Origin of the sequence: Spirillospora sp. CA-294931, from assembly GCF_050946795.1 — a bacterium.
Lineage (GTDB): Bacteria > Actinomycetota > Actinomycetes > Streptosporangiales > Streptosporangiaceae > Spirillospora.
This window is the reverse complement of the sequence record NZ_CP192006.1, coordinates 7473064-7489598: the sequence shown is the minus strand read 5'-3', so window position 1 is coordinate 7489598 and position 16535 is coordinate 7473064. Positions and strand designations below refer to the sequence as shown.

Here is a 16535-nt window from a genome sequence, read left to right as displayed (position 1 = left end):
GCGGAGGCACGGCCACCCCGTTCCACGGATCGCGCGAGATCCCGGAGGAGGCTCACCATGACCTCGGGCCTCGATCATGGCGTTCCGCCCGGACCCCACCGGGCACCCCCGACGCCTGTCGGAGCCATGGCGTTCGGCGATCACCTCTGCCTGCCCTACGACGGCGAAGAGGAGCGCGACGCCGTCCTTCGGGCCTACATCGGCGTCGGTTTCGACCTCGGCCACCGGATCCTGCTGCTGGCCGGGGACGACGGCGCGGCCGACCGGCTCCCGATCGCCGCGGCGGCCCGGCGGGCGGCGCTGGCCGACGGCTCCTTGGTCGTGCGGGCCGGCCCGCCCGGCGACGCCGAGGCCGCCCGCGCCCTCCGCGCGGGCTTCACCGGGCTGCGCGTCATCGGCGACACCGCGCTCGCGCTGCGCGGCTGCGTCCCCGGCTGCCCGCCGCACACGATGATGATCTGCCCGTACGACCGGCGCTGGTTCGACGAGGGACGGCTTCTGCTGCTGGAGGACGCCCACCAGGGCCGCGTCCGGGTGGACGACCTGTACGACGACGGCGTGCTGCGCGTCACGCCGACGCACGCGCCGCCCGGGCTGCGCCTGGCCGGGGCCCTCGACGAGTCCACGCTGCCCGGGCTGCGCGAGGCGCTGTTCGGCGTCCCCGGGGGCCGGTCGCACTTCTGCCTCGACATCGCCGAGCTGGAGTTCTGCGACATGGAGGGCCTGCGGGTGCTCATGGGCGCGGGCCTGGCGCCCTCCGGGCTCGACCGCCAGGTGATCGTTCGCGGCGCGCCGGGGTATCTCGGTCTCATGATGCGCATCGCCGGGTGGGAGTCGGTGCCCGGAGTCGTCCTGGAGGAGGCGGTCTGATGAACGCCCGCGGCGGGACTTCCCTGACGACCCTGAACGGCCGCGACGTCCTGGCCCACCAGGCGCTGCTGTACGGGTCGTCCCGCGAGCTGGCGGCGGTGGCCGTGCCCTACCTGCGCGAGGGCGTGTTGAACGACGAGGCCGCGATCGCGGTCGTCCCGGAGTCGCGGGCCGGGACGCTGCGGCGCCAGCTCGGCGCGCAGGCCGCCCGGCGGGTGGAGTTCATCGACGCGTCCGAGTGGTTCTCGGGGCCGATGCGGTCGCTGGCGGGCTATCTCGACCGCGCCAGGACCGACTGGTGGCCGCGCGGATGGCTGCGGCTGCTGGCCGAGCCGGAGTGGCGCGGGCGCACCCCGCTGGAGGTCTGCGAGTGGAAGCGCCACGAGGCGCTGCTGAACGTCGCCTTCGCCGGGACGCCGACCACGATCCTTTGCGCCTACGACCGGTCGACGCTGCCCGCGCACGTCCTGGCCGACGCGGCGCGCACCCATCCCGAGCTCGTCGACGACCGGGGCCCGCGGCCCAGCGGCCAGTTCACCGACCCGGCCGACTTCTACGCCGAGTGCAACGCCGGGCCGCTTCCGGCCGCGCCCGCCGACGCCGCCGCGCGCGCCTTCGCCAGCGGCGAGCTGCCCATGATCAGAACCTTCCTGACCCGCGAGGCCGCCCGCCACGGGCTGCCGCACGACCGCTCGCTGCCCTTCGTCCTGGCCGCCAACGAGGTCGCCACCACGATCATCAGGGAGGGCGGCGGGAAGGGCTCGCTGTGGGTGTGGGCCGAGCCGGGCGAGCTGCTGTGCGACCTGCACGACCCGCGGCTGCGCATGGAGGACGCCTTCCTCGGCTGCCTGCCGCCGCGCGGCAACCGGCGGATCGAGGCCGCGATGTGGGCCGTCCGGCGGCTGTGCCACATCGTGGAGATCCGCTCCGGCGCCGAGGGCACCCTGATCCGGATGCACGTCACACTGCCCTGAGCTGGGACGGGCGGTATCTTCGGGTTCATGCTGACGATCGAGCGTGCCCTGGTTGACCTGATCGTCGCGCACGCGCGCGCCGACCACCCCGACGAGGCCTGCGGCGTGGTCGCGGGCGCGCTCGGGTCCGACCGGCCCACCAGGTTCGTGGCGATGACCAACGCCGAGCGTTCCCCGACGTTCTACCGTTTCGACTCGCTGGAGCAGCTCATGGTCTGGCGGGAGATGGACGACCGCGACGAGGAGCCGGTGGTGATCTACCACAGCCACACGGCCACGGAGGCCTACCCCTCGCGCACCGACATCTCCTATGCCGCCGAGCCCAACGCCCATTACGTGCTGGTGTCCACGCGGGACGAGCACGAGGTCGAGTTCCGCTCGTACCGGATCGTGGACGGCGTGGTCACCGAGGAGGAGGTCGCCGTGGTCGACTCCTACGCGGCGGCCGGCTGACCGGTCGCCGGGCCCGGCTCCGCTACGGATCGGTAAACTGGTGGTATGGAGATGATCGCCCTGTCTCCCGTGCAGAGCTTCCTGTTCGGGCATTCGCGCGCCGAGGTCGTCTACGACTGTCGGTGAGGCGCTGTCTCGCCTGGAATTTCGCCGTGGCCCCGCCGGTTGTGATGCGGGGAACGGCGCCCGAACGAACCCCTGTTAGGAGATCATCGCGATGGCGATCGAGGTCCGGATCCCCACGATCCTGCGCAACCTCACCGACGGCGCCAAGGCCGTCGAGGGCAAGGGCGGCACGCTCGACGAACTGTTCACCGACCTGGACGTCCGGCACCCCGGTCTGCGCGACCGGCTGGTCGACGGCAAGGGCCTGCGCAAGTTCGTCAACGTCTACCTCAACGACGAGGACGTTCGCTTCCTCGGCGGGCTGGAGACCGAGGTCTCCGACGGTGACAACGTCACCGTGCTGCCCGCCGTCGCCGGCGGCTGAGCATCGGATCCCGTGCCCATGCGATTCGACTCGCTGCTCGACTCCCTAGGCCGCACCCCTCTGGTCGGCCTGCCCCGGCTGTCGCCGAGCCCCGAGGTGCGGCTGTGGGCCAAGCTCGAAGACCGCAACCCGACCGGTTCGGTGAAGGACCGTCCCGCCTTCAAGATGATCGACCAAGCGGAGAAGGACGGCCTTCTCACCGAGGGCTGCACGATCCTCGAACCCACCTCCGGCAACACCGGCATCTCGCTGGCCATGGTCGCCAAGCTCCGCGGCTACCGCATGGTCTGCGTGATGCCCGAGAACACCTCCGCCGAGCGGCGCCAGCTCCTGGAGATGTGGGGGGCGCGCATCATCCCGTCCCCGGCGGCGGGCGGGTCCAACGAGGCCGTCCGGCGCGCCAAGAAGCTGGCCGAGGAGAACCCCGACTGGGTGATGCTCTACCAGTACGGCAACGAGGCCAACGCGCTGGCCCACTACGAGACGACCGGGCCCGAGATCCTGGAGGATCTCCCCTCGGTCACGCACTTCGTGGCCGGGCTCGGCACCACCGGGACGCTGATGGGCGTCGGACGGTTCCTGCGCGAGCGGGTGCCCGGCATCAAGATCGTCGCGGCGGAGCCCCGCTACGGGGAGCTGGTCTACGGGCTGCGCAACATCGACGAGGGCTTCATCCCCGAGCTCTACGACGACTCGGTGCTGACGACCCGGTTCTCGGTCGGGTCGGCCGACGCGCTGCGCCGCACCCGCGAGCTGCTGGAGCAGGAGGGGATCTTCGCGGGGATCTCCACCGGCGGTGCCCTGCACGCCGCGATCGGGATGGCGAACAAGGCGGTCAAGGCCGGTGAGCGGGCCGACATCGCCTTCGTCGTGGCCGACGGCGGCTGGAAGTACCTGTCGACCGGGGCCTACGGCGGCACCCTCGAAGAGGCCGAGGCACGCCTCGAAGGCCAGCTCTGGGCCTGATTCTCGTCCGCCTCCCCGTCTCCCCTCGCGGGCGGCGGGGAGGCTAGGGTGCATTGGAACGGCATTCTAGAGGGCGCGGGAGTGTGCGGATGAGCAGGTTCGACGACGCGACGGCCGTCAAGCGGGTGGGCGAGGGCCGCTACGAGATCGACCTCGATCCCGCCTTCGGGTTCGCCGAGGCGATCAACGGCGGCTATCTGATGGCCGTGATGGCGCGGGCCGCCGTCGATGCCTCGCCGCACGAGCACCCCGTCGCGACCTGCGCGAACTTCCTGCGCGTGGCCCAGCCGGGACGCGCCGAGCTGATCGTCGACACCCGCCGGTCGGGCCGCACCGTGGCGGCGGCCACCGTCGCCCTCCTCCAGGACGGCCGCCCGCTCGTGGACGCCCTGATCACCACCGGCACCCTCGACCCCGCCGCCGCGCCCGACTGGACGGGCGAGCCGCCCCCGCCCATCCCCGCCTACGACGACTGCGTGGGCGTCGAGCCGGGCGAGAAGGAACGCGGCTTCGCCGACCACGTCGACATGCGCTTCGACCCCGCCACGATGGGCTGGCTCGACGGCGAGCCGACCGGAACCCCCGAGATGCGCGGCTGGTTCGCGCTGCGCGACCCGCACGAGCCCGACGCCTACGCGCTGGCCCTGGCCGTGGACGCGCTGCCCCCGGTGGCCCTGAACATGGGGGCCAAGGGCTGGTCGCCGACCGTCGAGCTCACCTGGCACATGCGGGCCGTCCCGGCCCCCGGGCGGCTGGCCGTCCACGGCGCCGGACGCCTGGTCACCGGCGGCTGGTTCGACGAGGAGGTCGAGGTCTGGGACTCGGCGGGGCGCCTGGTCGCCCAGAGCCGCCAGCTGGCCCGGGTCGGGCGCCGCCGCTCCGCCTCCTCCTCCTGACCGATTCGACCGCGTTTCAGGGGCGTGTCCGTGTGATGTACGACGCATGACGCGCCTTGAGCACGATTGGTCGCCTAGCCTTGTGCCCCATGTCAGCATCCGGTTGCCGGTCGGACCAGCCGATCGGAATCTTCGACAGCGGTTTCGGGGGCCTGACCGTCGCGCGCGCGGTCCTCGACCAGCTGCCGAACGAGCCCGTGCTCTACCTCGGCGACTCCGCCCGGCAGCCCTACGGGCCCCGGCCGATCGCCCAGGTGCGCTCGTTCGCCCTGGAGATGCTCGACCGGCTGGTGGACGAGGGCGTGAAGATGCTGGTCATCGCCTGTAACAGCGCCAGCTCCGCCATGCTCCGCGATGCCCGGGAACGCTACGAGGTCCCGGTCGTCGAGGTGATCAACCCGGCCACCCGCCGGGCCGCCCGCGCCACCTCCAACGGCCGCGTGGGGCTGATCGCGACCCACGCCACCGTGACCAGCCGGGCCTACGACGACGCCTTCGCCGCCGCCCCGCACATCGAGCTGACCAGCGTGGCCTGCCCCCGCTTCGTCGACTTCGTCGAGGACGGCGTCACGATGGGCGACGGGCTGCTCGCCGCCGCGCGCGAGTACCTCGCGCCGATCGTCGACGCGGGGTGCGACACCCTCATCCTCGGCTGCACGCATTACCCATTGCTGGCCGGTGTCATCTCGTATGTCGTCGGCGACGGGGTCACACTGGTCTCAAGTGCCGACGAGACCGCCAAGGACGTGTATCGCGTGCTGCAAGACCGGGAGCTGGCCCGCGCCGAGGCGACGTCCCCGCCCGCGCACCGGTTCCGCGCGACCGGTGACCCCGACGTGTTCGCCGTGCTCGGCCGCCGCTTCCTGGGGCCGGAGATCGGCCTGGTGGAGACCATCGACACCAGGGCACTGACCACCTGATTCCTCGGGAGAAACAAGAGGAGGAGTGAGCGTGCGGGTCACTGTGATCGGCTGCTCCGGCAGCTTTCCCGGTCCGGACAGCCCCGCGTCGTGCTACCTGATCGAGGCGGAGGGGTTCTCCCTGCTGCTCGATCTCGGCAACGGCGCACTCGGCTCCCTGCAGCGGTTCCATCCGCTGTACGACGTCGACGCGGTCTGCATTTCCCATCTCCACGCCGATCACTGCCTCGACCTGTGCGGGTACTGGGTGGCGCGCACCTACCGTCCGGACGGGCCGCTCCCGCGCATCCCCGTCCACGGCCCCGACGGCACCGCCCTGCGGATGGCCCGGGCCTACGATCTCGACCCCGATCCGGGCATGACCGGAACGTTCGATTTCCATAACCTGCGCCGCGGGCCCTACGACATCGGCCCGTTCCGGGTGACGACCGCGCTGATGCCGCATCCCGTCGAGGCGTACGCCTTCCGCATCGAGCACGGGGGACGCTCGGTCGCCTATTCCGGCGACACCGGCGCCGCGGCCGAGCTGGTCGACGTGGCCAGGGGCGCCGACCTCTTCCTGTGCGAGGCGTCCTTCCTCGAAGGGCCCGACCTGCCCGCCGACCTGCATCTCACCGCGCGGGAGGCGGGGGAGCACGCGGCCGAGGCGGAGGTCGGACGCCTGGTCCTCACCCATCTGGTCCCCTGGAACGACGCGGAGCGCTCGCTGGTGGAGGCCAAGTCCAGCGGCTACCAGGGCGAGATCGACCTGGCCCGCGTAGGCGCCGTCTACGACCTGTGACCGTGGACTAGGGTTGCTCGCATGGCCCGTCCCGATGATCGCGCACCCGACCAGCTCAGGCCCGTCCGTCTCCAGCGCGGATGGCTCGACCACGCCGAGGGCTCGGTGCTGGTGGAGTTCGGCGGCACCCGGGTGCTGTGCGCCGCGTCCGTCCAGGACTCGGTTCCCCGCTGGCGGCGCGACAGCGGTCTCGGCTGGGTCACCGCCGAGTACGCGATGCTGCCCCGCGCCACCAACACCCGCAACGACCGCGAGTCGGTCAAGGGCCGGCTCGGCGGCCGCACCCAGGAGATCTCCCGGCTGATCGGCCGGTCGATCCGGGCCTGTATCGACTTCAAGGCGCTCGGCGAGAACACCGTCCAGCTCGACTGCGACGTCCTGCAGGCCGACGGCGGCACCCGCACCGCCGCGATCACCGGGGCCTATGTCGCGCTCCACGACGCCGTGACCTGGATGCGCGGGCGCGGTCTTGTCAAGGGCGACCCGTTCGTCACCTCCGTCTCGGCGATCAGCGTGGGCGTGGTCGACGGCCAGCCCCGGCTCGACCTGTGCTACGAGGAGGACGTGGCCGCCGAGACCGACATGAACGTCGTGTGCACCGGCGACGGCCGCTTCGTCGAGGTCCAGGGCACCGCCGAGGGCGCCCCGTTCGACCGGTCCGAGCTGGACGCCCTGCTCGACCTGGCCGCCGGTGGCTGCGCCGACCTCACCCGCATCCAGAGCGAGGCCCTGGCGGGATGACCGGGCTCGTCCTCGCCACCCGCAACGCGGGCAAGATCGCCGAGCTGCGCCGGATCCTGGAGGTCCCCGTCGCCGGCCTGGAAGACTTCCCCGGCGCCCCCGAGGTCGCCGAGACCGAGCCGACCTTCGAGGGCAACGCCCTGCTCAAGGCGCGCGCGATCGCCGCCCACACCGGTCTGCCCGCCGTGGCCGACGACTCGGGCCTGTGCGTCGACGCGCTGAACGGGATGCCCGGCGTCCTGTCGGCCCGCTGGTCGGGGCGCTTCGGCCAGGGCGACAAGGACCGCGCCAATCTGGAGCTGGTGCTCGACCAGCTCGCCGACACCCCGGACGCGCGGCGCGGCGCCCACTTCGTCTGCGCGGCCGCCCTGGTGATCCCCGGCGGTGTCGAGCACTGCGTCGAGGGCCGGATGCACGGCCGCATCATCGCCGCTCCCCGGGGCGAGGGCGGCTTCGGTTACGACCCGGTCTTCGTCCCGGACGGCCACACCCGCACCAGCGCCGAGCTCACCGCCGAGGAGAAGGACGCGATCAGCCATCGCGGCCGCGCCTTCCGCGCCCTCGCCGAGATCATCCCGGGCGCGCTGGCCACCGCCCGCTGACCGATCCGAGAATTTTTCCGATCATGACAACCGGGGAGCGCGGGCCGGGGGTTTAAGGGGGTGTAGACGTTGTCTTCCCCCTAGGAGAGAAATGATCGACAAGGGTCGTCCGAGCCGCCGGCTGCTGGTCGCGGTCGCCGGAGCCGGAGGCACCGGGCTGCTGGCCGCGGGCATCTGGATCTCCTCCGCCGACGCCACGCAGTCCGTCCGCCAGGTCTCGGCCACGGGGGCGCCGAGACCCTCGACGGCTCCCGTCGAACCGACGCCCTCGCCGACCTGGTGCCCCACACCGACCAGGCCCACCGAGCCGCGGCCGACGCCCACGGCGAGCAAGCCCCCCAAGCCCAGGCCGTCCCCGACCAAGGTGCCGACGGCCAGGCCGACCCCGTCGAAGCCGCCCAAGCCGCGCCCGACCCCGACCAAGGTGCGGCCGACGCCGTCGAAGCCGCCGGCGGCGACCGAGGTGCCCCAATGGGAGGTCAAGCCGGCCAAACCGCCCTACCGCTGCGAGCTGGACGCGACCCCGTCGGCGACCCCCGTCCCGCCCGAGCCGACCGTGGCGCCGACCCCCATCCCCACGCGGCCCGCGGCGGCCGTCCCGCCCGTGAAGTAGGTGCGGGCTGTTCATGCTGAGCACTCAGGAGACCCGCGGTGCCGAGATCACGTTCGAGGAGTTCGTGACCGCCACCGCGGGTCGCCTGCTGCGCACCGCGATGTTCCTCGTCTATGACCGGCATCTGGCCGAGGATCTGCTCCAGGTCACCTACGAGCGCGTCGCCCGCAAGTGGAAACGGGTGTCGTCGGGCAACCCCGAGGCGTACGCGCGCAGGGTCCTGGTCAACCTCGCCATCGACGAGAACAAGAAGAGGTCGCGCCGGCGCGACCTTCCGGCCGGGACCCCGGCCGACCTCGAACGGCTGGCCGGCGGCCTCCAGGCGCCGGGCGCCCAGGCGGGGGAACTGGACGGTGTGCTGCGGGCGCTGCCTGCGATGCAGCGGGCCGTGGTGGTGCTCCGCTACTGGTGCGACCTGGGCGAGCACGAGATCGCCGAGGCGCTCGGCATCTCCCGGGGCACCGTCAAGAGCCACACCGCGCGCGCGATGGCCGCGCTGCGCGAGAACGTGAAGGAGGGCCGGGCACATGAACGATGAGCTCGAGACCCTGCTCAGGAACCACTACCGGCGGGCCGCCGACGAGATCCACGCCGACGGTGAGCTGGTCCGGCGCCTCCAGGACGCCGGTCCCCAGCGGCGGCCCGCCCGGCGGCGCTGGGCGCTGCCGATGGTCGCGGCCGGAGCGACGGCGGCCGTCGTCGTGATCGTGGCGCTGTTCCTCTGGCCGGGCCCGCGGCAGGAACGCGCGCCCAGGCCCGTGGCCCCGCCGTCGCGGACCGTCCAGCCGACGCCCATCGCCCCGTTGCCCACGTACCCGCCGTCCGGGGGGCTACCGCCGGTGTACCCGCCCGGTGTGCAGACCCCGTCGGCCACGCCCGAGGAGCCCACGCCCCTGCCCACCGGCGAAGCGACGCCGAGCCCCACCAAGCATCCCGAGTCGCCGCTTCCTTCGCATCCGTCGAACATCCGGCCCACCCCGTCGTCCACGCCGACGGAGCCCGCGCCGACGGGCTAGGGCTCAGGAGTCGCCGTAACTGAGGCCGGGGAGCATGTCCCAGCCGACGGCGTCCATGACCGTGCGCAGCTGGGGCGACATGCGGTCCAGGACGAGCCCGCCGCCGTCGGAGCGGCGGCCCGCGCGGTCGGCCAGCAGGTTGAGCGCGCCGAGGTCGATGAAGGACAGCCCGGACAGATCGAGATGGACGCTGGGATGGTTGCCGGCCATCAGCGGCGCCAGGGCCCGGTCGAGCACGGCGTGCCGCGACGCGTCCAGCTCGCCGCTCAGCGCCAGCCCGGGGGGACGGAACGTCCGCTCGATGCCGAGGACGGGGTCTTCGAACTCGGGGTCGGCGACCACCTGGACGCTGTGCGCGTTGCGCAGCGCGTCGAGCTCGTCCGGACGGCACCGGCCCCGGTCGAACTGGCAGATGGTGGTGACGCGGGTGCTGGGCCCGACCATCCGCTCGACCTGGCGCTCGCAGCCCAGCAGCTGCTCCAGGCCGTAGGGGCGGCGCACCGCCCAGGTCATCTCGGCGGTCACCCGGATGGGGCCGTGGGTCCGTCGCTCGGCCAGCTCGATCTCCTTGCCGAGCGTCTCCAGGATCGTGCGCGGGTCGAAGTGGCCGTCGGGACGCCGCGCGTCGTTCAGGGCGACGACCGTCAGCAGCCCGGACGGCACGCGCCCGGCCACGCCGGGCACGGGCGAGTCGATGGACGCGGCCAGGTAGACGACCTTCTCGCCGGCGCCCAGCCCGCCGCGGACGAAGGAGCCCACGACATGACGCCGCTCCTCCTCGTTGACGAACGGAAGCCAGGCATGGTCGCCGGGCCGCAGATCGCGGACCGCCCTCCTGACCGACCAGAGGGTGCCCATCTCGCTCTCCACCGCGCTCACCGGCCTACGAGGCGCGGTACGGGGCCGGCCGTGGCCCGGTCGCCGTCATCGGTCGCATCGGCTCGGTCAACGACGGACGCGGAGCCGGACGAACGTTCCGTCCCATCCCGCGCGCAGCTCCATCAGATCGACCAGCAGCCGGACCGTCCACAGCCCGAAGCCGCGCTGGAGCGCCGAGTCGGGCGGGATGTATCCGGTGAGCGAGCCCGAGTCGGGCCGCCAGTAGCCGTTGTCGCCGATCTCGCAGACCAGTTCGGGCCCATCGGGCCAGATCCACAGGCCGATCGGGGGGACGCCGTGGTTCAGCGCGTTGGCGGCCACCTCGTTCGCGGCGGTCACCAGGTTCTGCCCGGCCTGGCCCACCAGCCCGTGCGCACGGGCCCGCTCGCCGACGAACGAGCGCAGCGTGTGCAGGTCGTCGGACTCGATCGCCAGGTACTCGGTGCCGCGCGGGTGCTCGAAACGGAGCGTCCGGTCGCAGGCCGCGCCGAACAGCTGCGGGTCGACGTAGTCGCCGCTGTCGCGGGTGGGTCCGTCGCCCGCGACCACCATGGGGTGGGTGCGGCGCGCCTGGTCGAGCACCTCCGACGAGAGCGCGTCGCTGTCGTAGGGGCACAGCGCCCGCGCGCCGGAGTGGCGGAACACCACGTTGATCAGGGACTCGTAGCGCGCCCACTCCAGCCGCTCACGCGGCGTCTGGTCGCGCCAGACCGGCTCGGCCAGCGCGCACACGCGGCGGGGGCTCTTGGCGTCCACCAGCTCCTGGTAGGACTTCAGCGTCCGGACCGGATGCAGGTAGAACTCGGCCGAGTCGTAGAACTCGACCTCCTTCTCGCCGAAGATGTCGCGCAGGGCGGTCAGCCCCGGTTTCTGCACCACGGCCACGACCGCCTCGTCGCGCTCCAGGCCCGACCGCAGGAAGGGTGCGGCCCCCGCGAGGAAGTCGTCGGCTCCCGAGTACAGGAACGCCCGGTGCTCCAGTGTCATAGGGTCGCGCCGCTCCGATGTCATTTGGTCGCGCCTCCCGTGCCCGTCTCGCCGTTCTCCTGCCCTCGGGCCAGCCCGGGGAGCCGGTGCCAGCCGACCATCTGGATGACGTTCTCGACGTTGGACGAAAGATGGTCGAGGATCAGCGCGCCGCCGTCCGGCAGCGCGGTGGCGTGCTGGGAGAGCAGGTTCAGCCCGGCCAGGTCGATGAAGCCGAGCTCGGAGAAGTCCAGGTGCACCGCGCGCCGCACGCGCTGGAGGCGGACCAGCTCCTCCAGGAACGCGGTGTGGCGGACGGCGTCCAGCTCGCCCTCCAGCCGCAGGCCCGGCGGGTCGAAGGTGCGGGCGATCTTCAGCACCCCGTCGTCGTACTGGGGATCGGCCTCCACCAGGACCTCGTGTTTCGCGCGCAGGGCCGCGAGCTCGTCGGGCAGGCAGGCGTTGCGGTCGACCTGGCACAGCGCCATGGCCATGGTGCTGGGCGCGACCGCGTCGTCGAGATGGTGCTCGCACCCCAGCATCTGGGTCAGCGCGGCGCCGCCGGGCCTGCGCAGCAGCCAGGTGTAGTCGACGGTGAGGCGCGCGGCGCGAAAGCCCTCGTCGAAGGCCCGCTCGAACTCGCCCCGCAGCGTGGTGAGCATCAGGTCGGGGTCGAACCGGCCGCGGTCGTCCAGGCACGCCTTGGCCCTGGGGATGATCCGCAGCTGGCGGGACTCGGTGAAGCCGCACAGCGCCAGGCGCGACAGGGATCTCAGACCGGGCAGCCGCTCGGGCCGCGCGTCGGTGACGTAAACGACCTTCTCCTGGGTCTCCAGCGCCTCGGCGACGAACGGGCCGACGACGGTGTCGCGCTCTTCGGTGCCGCTGTAGGGCAGCCAGCCGTGGTCGCCCGGCCGGATGGCGCCGACGGGTCGCCTGGCGAACTGGATGTTGTCCATGCCCTGCCGATCGGGGTCGTTGCGGGTGGGTTCAGAGTACGCCGCTCGGGGGGAATTGGAAGCCGGTTGCATCGGGTCCCTCACGCTCTGTTGCTCGGCAGGGCGGCGGGGACGGCGGGCAGGCGCAACATCATCCGCACGACCGTCCCTCCGTCTCCGGTACGTATCTGGACGATCGAGCAGAGCAGCCGGACGGCCCACAGGCCGAACCGTCCCGGCCCCGCGGGGCGCGGCGGGACGAGCCCGTGCCCCGCTCCGCGCTCCCAGGCGCCCTTGTCCCTGACCTCGCAGACGAACGCCCGCTCGGCCGGGTCGACCCACATGCGCAGCAGGTAGGGCGGAGCGCCGTGGCGCAGCGCGTTGGTCATCACCTCGGTCACCGCGACCAGCAGCCGCTGGAGGTCCTCGTCGGGGAGCGGCGTGCGCCGGGCGAACTCGCTGACGTACGCCCGCAGCCAGTACAGGTCGGGGTTGTCGATCGGCAACTCGTCGGCCTCGGGCGGCGGGTCGGGAAGGGCGCCGTGGTCGCACTGCGCGCTGTAGGACCAGGGGTCGATGTAGTGGGGGTTCTTGAGGACGCTCGCGCCGCGCACCGATTCGGGGTGCGTCCGGCGCGCCGCGGCCAGGACGCCCGCGGGCAGCGAGCCCGCGTAGGCGCACAGGATGGCCGCGCCGGTGTCGGCGAACGTCACGTTGACCAGCGCCTCGAGGCGCTGCCACTCCCGCGTCTCCAGCGCGGTGCGGCCCGTCCAGGCGGGTTCGCCCAGGATTCGCAGTCGCCGTCCGCGGGAGGCGGCGGCCTCGGCGTCGCCGAGGCAGTCGGCGAGCGTGCGCGCCGGGTGGGCGTAGAAGTCGGCCGAGTCGACGAACTCCACCTCGTTCTCGGCCAGGCCGCCGAGCGCGTCGCGCAGGAGCAGCTCGCTGCCCATCGAGGTCACCGCGAGGACGCGGTCGCCCGCGGCGATGCCCTCGTGGAGGAAGGGGAGTGTCCCGGCCAGGAAACCGTCCATGCCGTCGTAGGGAAGCACGCGATGGGAGAAGGTTTCGCTCACGGTGCCCCACCTGCGTCGGTCTCGGTCCGGAAGAGCCCGTCCCGGCGGACGGACCAGACAAGACTAAGCCGCACCGGAACAGTTCGGGGAGGGCACGTTTTTCAGATGATGGACCCGAGCGTGCGCGGACGAGCACATGGCGTGCGAGTGAGGTCGGCGGGATTCGAACCCGCACTGGACGGCACCTAAAGCCGCTGTCTCTGCCGTTGGACTACGACCCCGACACCGGAATCATGGCTTCCGGCCGGCCACGGGCACCATCGATTATTCCAGGCGGGTCACACCGCGAGATCGCGGCGCAGCCGCTCGACGTGCCCGGTGGCCTTCACGTTGTAGTAGGCCTTGTCGACCTTGCCCTCGGCGTCGATCACGAAGGTCGAGCGGATGACCCCGACCACGACCTTGCCGTAGAGCTTCTTCTCGCCGTAGGCGCCGTACGCGCGCAGGGTCTCGGTGTCGACGTCGGACAGCAGCGGGAAGGTCAGGCCCTCCTTCTCGCGGAACTTGGCCAGCTTGGCGGGCTTGTCGGGGGAGACGCCCACGACGGTCACGCCGGCCGCCTCGAACTCGGGGAGGCCGCTTTGGAAGTCGACCGACTCCTTGGTGCAACCGGGGGTCATCGCCGCGGGATAGAAGTAGAGGACGACCCTCTTCCCGCGCAGGGACGCCAGCGTGACGGGGTTGCCGTCGGCGTCGGGGAGCTCGAACTCGGGGGCGACATCGCCGGGCTGCAACCGCTCGGACACCAGGGCCCGCCTTTCTGTCGGATGGTCGGGTCCAACCTACCGTCTGGGGTCGTGCGGGCGTTTCGGAGGCAGACCTGCAAGACTGTGCGGATCATGCGTCGCTGAGCCCCAGAACGATAGGAACACGGCATGGCTGACAGGTCCCGCGACCCGGAGGCGCTGGAGCGTGAGATCGAGCGCACCCGCCGGGAGCTGGCGCTGACCATCGACGAGCTCGCGGACCGGGTCAACCCCAGGAACGTGGCGCACAAGGGCATGGAGCGCCTGAAGGAAGAGGCGGGTCAGGTCGCCAAGACGGTCAACACGATGATCGCGCCCCCCGACAAGGACGGGGAGCCCGACCGCCGGATCCTGCTCGCGGGAGTCGGGGTCGCGGTGGCGGTCACCGCGCTGGTCGTCTGGAGACGCAAGCGCCGCTGAGAGGCAGGGAGGCGCCGGTCCGCGATCCGCGACCGGCGCCTCTGCCTTTGCGGACCCGGCGCAGCAGGTCCACCACCTCGCGCAGCGCGGCGAGCTCGGCGCGGCAGGACGGGCAGGCGCGCAGGTGCGCGCTCAGCGCGCCCGCCTCGGCGCCGGTGAGCCGTCCCAGGGCGAAGACGCCGAGGCCGAGACGGTAGTCGCCGCAGTCGATTCCTCCCACGCCCTTGAATACGGTGCCGGGGGCGGCGCCGTTCAGGCGAACTGGGGCAGGTGCGCGCGGTGGGCGGCCAGGCCCTCGTCGAGGATGCGCTCGGCGACCGGCTTGCTCCGCACGAAGGGGTGCGCCATCAGGGCTTGCAGGGCGACGCGGCGGGAACCGGTGACGGCGGCGTCGGACGCCAGCCGCTCGTATTCGTGGATGGCCCGGGTGAGCCCGCGCACGGGCCCCGGCAGCGCGCCCATGACCAGCGGGATCGGGCCGGACCGCGTGACGAGCGCGGGGACCTCGACGATCGCGTCGTCGGGGAGGCCGGCGATCGCGCCCCGGTTGGGGGTGTTGACGATCATGCGGCGGCCCTCGTCGCGGTGCAGGGCGCAGATGACGTCCACGGCGAACTCGCCGTGCTCGCCGCCGCCGCGCTCGCGGCTCGGATCGGGATCGGCCTTGACGGCCTCGGCCCGGACCTGCTCGTAGTAGGCGGGCAGCATGGCCTGGATGTCCTCGGCGCGGGTGGTGCCCTTCTCGCGAAGCTCGCGCACCACCTCGTCGTGGAAGAAGTAGTACTTGGCGTAGGAGTTGGGCAGGAAGCCCAGCGCCTTGGCCAGGTCGGCCATGCGGGACGGGTCGCGCCAGGGGGTGGCGCCGCCGCCGGGCACGTCGAGGTCGTCCAGCAGCGCGGGCAGGTCGAGCTCCGCGCCGTCCAGGCGGAGGCGTTCGGCCCAGGTGGCGTGGTTGAGGCCGATCCAGTCGGCCTCCAGCCGGCCGGCGGGCAGCCCGAGCAGCCCGGCCCACATCTCGGTGTCGCCCACGTGCTGGTCGCACAGGCCGACGACGCGGGCGCCGGTGTGGCGGGCGACGGCGTCGGTGACCACGTTGGTCGGGTTGGTGTAGTTGACGATCCAGGCGTCCGGGCCGGCCAGGGACGCGATCTCCAGCAGCACGGGGATCGACCGGCAGGCCATGAGGAAGCCGCCGGGCCCGGCGGTCTCCTGGCCGACGACGCCGTGCCGCAGCGGGATCGACTCGTCCAGGTGGCGGGCCGCCATGCCGCCCGGACGGAACGTGGTGAAGACGTAGGAGGCGCCGTCGAGCGCGGGCTTGAGCGCGGTGTGGGACGTCACCGTGAACGCGGCGTCCCGGGCGGCGAACATGCCCCGGGCCAGCCTGGTCATGACGTCGAGCGCGGCGGCGTCGGGGTCGTGGAAGGCCAGCTCCGTCCCGGCCAGGTCGTCGGCCCGGTGCAGCAGGCCGCGGATCACCCCCGGCATGTAGCCGCTGCCCGCCCCGACGACGGCGATCCTCACGGGGCGTCCAGGTCGGGCGCGGTGCCGGTGAAGCGGGCCACGACGGCCGCGCGGACGGTCTGCACCTCGGGTTCGAGGTCGATGGCCTCGGGCTCGCCGTCCGCCCCCGCGGCCATGGCGCGCATCTCGTAGGCCATCGGCAGGTCGCGGTCGCCGATCCCCTCGTCGGAGAGCTCGACCAGGCCGGTGAGGCGCGAGCCGAGGGCCTCGGCGTAGCCGCGGGCGCGGGCGACGGCCTCGTGCGCGGCCTGGCGGGCGGCCCGCCGGTAGACCTCGCTGTCGGGGCGCAGGGCCCAGTGGGGGCCGTGGACGTAGGCGCGTTCGAGGTCGCCGAGCCGGGCGACCAGCTCGCCGAGGATCGCGAAGTCGGCGACCGTGACCTTGATCCAGACCGTGCCCCGGTAGGCGCGGACGTCCCGCTCGCGGCGGTTCATGATCGGTGTGATCGCCAGCCCGCCGGTCTCGACCTTCTCCACGGCCTCGCCGTAGGAACGCACCAGGTCGAGGCAGGCGGTGTTGCGCTCGGAGAGCCGGTCGAGGGCCTTGCGGCGGTTGCCCTCCTGCGACTGGACGTGCACGTCGAGCCGGGCGATCTCGGGCTGGACCTCCAGGAGGGCCTCGCCGCGGACGCTGATCAGCGGAGCGTCGGTCATACCGCCAACCTAGC

22 protein-coding genes and 1 tRNA gene are annotated in these 16535 nt (G+C 72.6%); 14 read left to right on the top strand and 9 right to left on the bottom strand.

What is annotated here, in order from left to right; all coding sequences use genetic code 11:
• Positions 1-126: 126 nt before the first annotated feature.
• From ACQPY4_RS33880 to ACQPY4_RS33820, 13 genes are all read left to right on the top strand, one after another.
• Positions 127-870, top strand: a complete 744-nt coding sequence (locus tag ACQPY4_RS33880; protein WP_433327985.1) for an MEDS domain-containing protein — start codon at positions 127-129, stop codon at positions 868-870.
• The gene (locus ACQPY4_RS33875; protein WP_433327983.1) at positions 870-1844 is read left to right on the top strand and encodes an anti-sigma factor RsbA family regulatory protein; all 975 of its coding nucleotides are present in this window, start codon (positions 870-872) and stop codon (positions 1842-1844) included. Before ACQPY4_RS33880 ends, ACQPY4_RS33875 begins: the two co-directional genes overlap by 1 nt.
• A gap of 27 nt (positions 1845-1871) precedes the next feature.
• Positions 1872-2297 carry a Mov34/MPN/PAD-1 family protein gene (locus ACQPY4_RS33870; RefSeq protein ID WP_433327981.1) on the top strand — a complete coding sequence of 142 codons (426 nt, stop codon included), beginning with the start codon at positions 1872-1874 and terminating at the stop codon, positions 2295-2297.
• 217 nt (positions 2298-2514) lie between these two features.
• Positions 2515-2787: a MoaD/ThiS family protein gene (locus ACQPY4_RS33865; RefSeq protein ID WP_433327979.1), complete on the top strand. Its 273-nt coding sequence runs from the start codon at positions 2515-2517 to the stop codon at positions 2785-2787.
• Positions 2788-2805: 18 nt separating this feature from the next.
• Positions 2806-3753, top strand: coding sequence for a PLP-dependent cysteine synthase family protein (locus tag ACQPY4_RS33860; protein WP_433339128.1), 948 nt, complete (start codon positions 2806-2808; stop codon positions 3751-3753).
• Positions 3754-3842: 89 nt separating this feature from the next.
• The gene (locus ACQPY4_RS33855) at positions 3843-4649 is read left to right on the top strand and encodes a thioesterase family protein (RefSeq protein WP_433327977.1); all 807 of its coding nucleotides are present in this window, start codon (positions 3843-3845) and stop codon (positions 4647-4649) included.
• Between the two features lie 89 nt (positions 4650-4738).
• Entirely contained in the window at positions 4739-5569 is an 831-nt protein-coding gene (murI, locus tag ACQPY4_RS33850; protein WP_433327975.1) for a glutamate racemase, read from the top strand.
• 31 nt (positions 5570-5600) lie between these two features.
• Positions 5601-6350: an MBL fold metallo-hydrolase gene (locus tag ACQPY4_RS33845; protein WP_433327973.1), complete on the top strand. Its 750-nt coding sequence runs from the start codon at positions 5601-5603 to the stop codon at positions 6348-6350.
• A gap of 21 nt (positions 6351-6371) precedes the next feature.
• The gene (rph, locus tag ACQPY4_RS33840) at positions 6372-7091 is read left to right on the top strand and encodes a ribonuclease PH (RefSeq protein WP_433327971.1); all 720 of its coding nucleotides are present in this window, start codon (positions 6372-6374) and stop codon (positions 7089-7091) included.
• Positions 7088-7693, top strand: a complete 606-nt coding sequence (gene rdgB / locus ACQPY4_RS33835; protein ID WP_433327969.1) for an RdgB/HAM1 family non-canonical purine NTP pyrophosphatase — start codon at positions 7088-7090, stop codon at positions 7691-7693. The genes rph and rdgB overlap by 4 nt, the downstream gene beginning before the upstream one ends.
• Positions 7694-7784: 91 nt before the next feature.
• The gene (locus ACQPY4_RS33830) at positions 7785-8306 is read left to right on the top strand and encodes a hypothetical protein (RefSeq protein WP_433327967.1); all 522 of its coding nucleotides are present in this window, start codon (positions 7785-7787) and stop codon (positions 8304-8306) included.
• Between the two features lie 13 nt (positions 8307-8319).
• The gene (locus ACQPY4_RS33825; RefSeq protein ID WP_433327965.1) at positions 8320-8844 is read left to right on the top strand and encodes a SigE family RNA polymerase sigma factor; all 525 of its coding nucleotides are present in this window, start codon (positions 8320-8322) and stop codon (positions 8842-8844) included.
• Positions 8834-9322 (top strand): hypothetical protein, encoded by a 489-nt coding sequence (locus ACQPY4_RS33820; protein ID WP_433327963.1) that lies wholly within the window; start codon positions 8834-8836, stop codon positions 9320-9322. The genes ACQPY4_RS33825 and ACQPY4_RS33820 overlap by 11 nt, the downstream gene beginning before the upstream one ends.
• Before the next feature lie 3 nt (positions 9323-9325).
• Here ACQPY4_RS33820 and ACQPY4_RS33815 read toward each other — a convergent pair whose 3' ends face one another.
• The 6 genes from ACQPY4_RS33815 to bcp form a co-directional block, all read right to left on the bottom strand.
• Positions 9326-10201 carry an MEDS domain-containing protein gene (locus ACQPY4_RS33815; protein WP_433327961.1) on the bottom strand — a complete coding sequence of 292 codons (876 nt, stop codon included), beginning with the start codon at positions 10199-10201 and terminating at the stop codon, positions 9326-9328.
• A 66-nt stretch (positions 10202-10267) separates the two neighbouring features.
• Positions 10268-11188, bottom strand: coding sequence for an anti-sigma factor RsbA family regulatory protein (locus tag ACQPY4_RS33810; protein WP_433327959.1), 921 nt, complete (start codon positions 11186-11188; stop codon positions 10268-10270).
• Between the two features lie 20 nt (positions 11189-11208).
• Positions 11209-12126 (bottom strand): MEDS domain-containing protein, encoded by a 918-nt coding sequence (locus ACQPY4_RS33805; protein ID WP_433327957.1) that lies wholly within the window; start codon positions 12124-12126, stop codon positions 11209-11211.
• A gap of 80 nt (positions 12127-12206) precedes the next feature.
• Complete coding sequence (locus ACQPY4_RS33800; RefSeq protein WP_433327955.1) at positions 12207-13178, bottom strand: anti-sigma factor RsbA family regulatory protein; 972 nt, start codon at positions 13176-13178, stop codon at positions 12207-12209.
• 148 nt (positions 13179-13326) lie between these two features.
• A tRNA-Leu gene (locus ACQPY4_RS33795) sits at positions 13327-13399 on the bottom strand.
• 57 nt (positions 13400-13456) lie between these two features.
• Positions 13457-13924 carry a thioredoxin-dependent thiol peroxidase gene (bcp, locus tag ACQPY4_RS33790; protein ID WP_433327953.1) on the bottom strand — a complete coding sequence of 156 codons (468 nt, stop codon included), beginning with the start codon at positions 13922-13924 and terminating at the stop codon, positions 13457-13459.
• A gap of 129 nt (positions 13925-14053) precedes the next feature.
• On the opposite strand from bcp, the gene ACQPY4_RS33785 reads away from it, so the two are divergent.
• Positions 14054-14344, top strand: coding sequence for a DUF3618 domain-containing protein (locus tag ACQPY4_RS33785; RefSeq protein WP_433327951.1), 291 nt, complete (start codon positions 14054-14056; stop codon positions 14342-14344).
• Here ACQPY4_RS33785 and ACQPY4_RS33780 read toward each other — a convergent pair.
• From ACQPY4_RS33780 to ACQPY4_RS33770, 3 genes are read right to left on the bottom strand one after another with little or no spacing between them, the layout of a single operon-like run.
• The gene (locus ACQPY4_RS33780) at positions 14307-14564 is read right to left on the bottom strand and encodes an anti-sigma factor family protein (protein ID WP_433327949.1); all 258 of its coding nucleotides are present in this window, start codon (positions 14562-14564) and stop codon (positions 14307-14309) included. The genes ACQPY4_RS33785 and ACQPY4_RS33780 overlap by 38 nt on opposite strands.
• A 32-nt stretch (positions 14565-14596) precedes the next feature.
• Positions 14597-15868: a glycoside hydrolase family 4 gene (locus tag ACQPY4_RS33775; RefSeq protein WP_433327947.1), complete on the bottom strand. Its 1272-nt coding sequence runs from the start codon at positions 15866-15868 to the stop codon at positions 14597-14599.
• Positions 15865-16521, bottom strand: coding sequence for an SIMPL domain-containing protein (locus ACQPY4_RS33770; RefSeq protein WP_433327945.1), 657 nt, complete (start codon positions 16519-16521; stop codon positions 15865-15867). The genes ACQPY4_RS33775 and ACQPY4_RS33770 overlap by 4 nt, the downstream gene beginning before the upstream one ends.
• Positions 16522-16535: the final 14 nt, after the last annotated feature.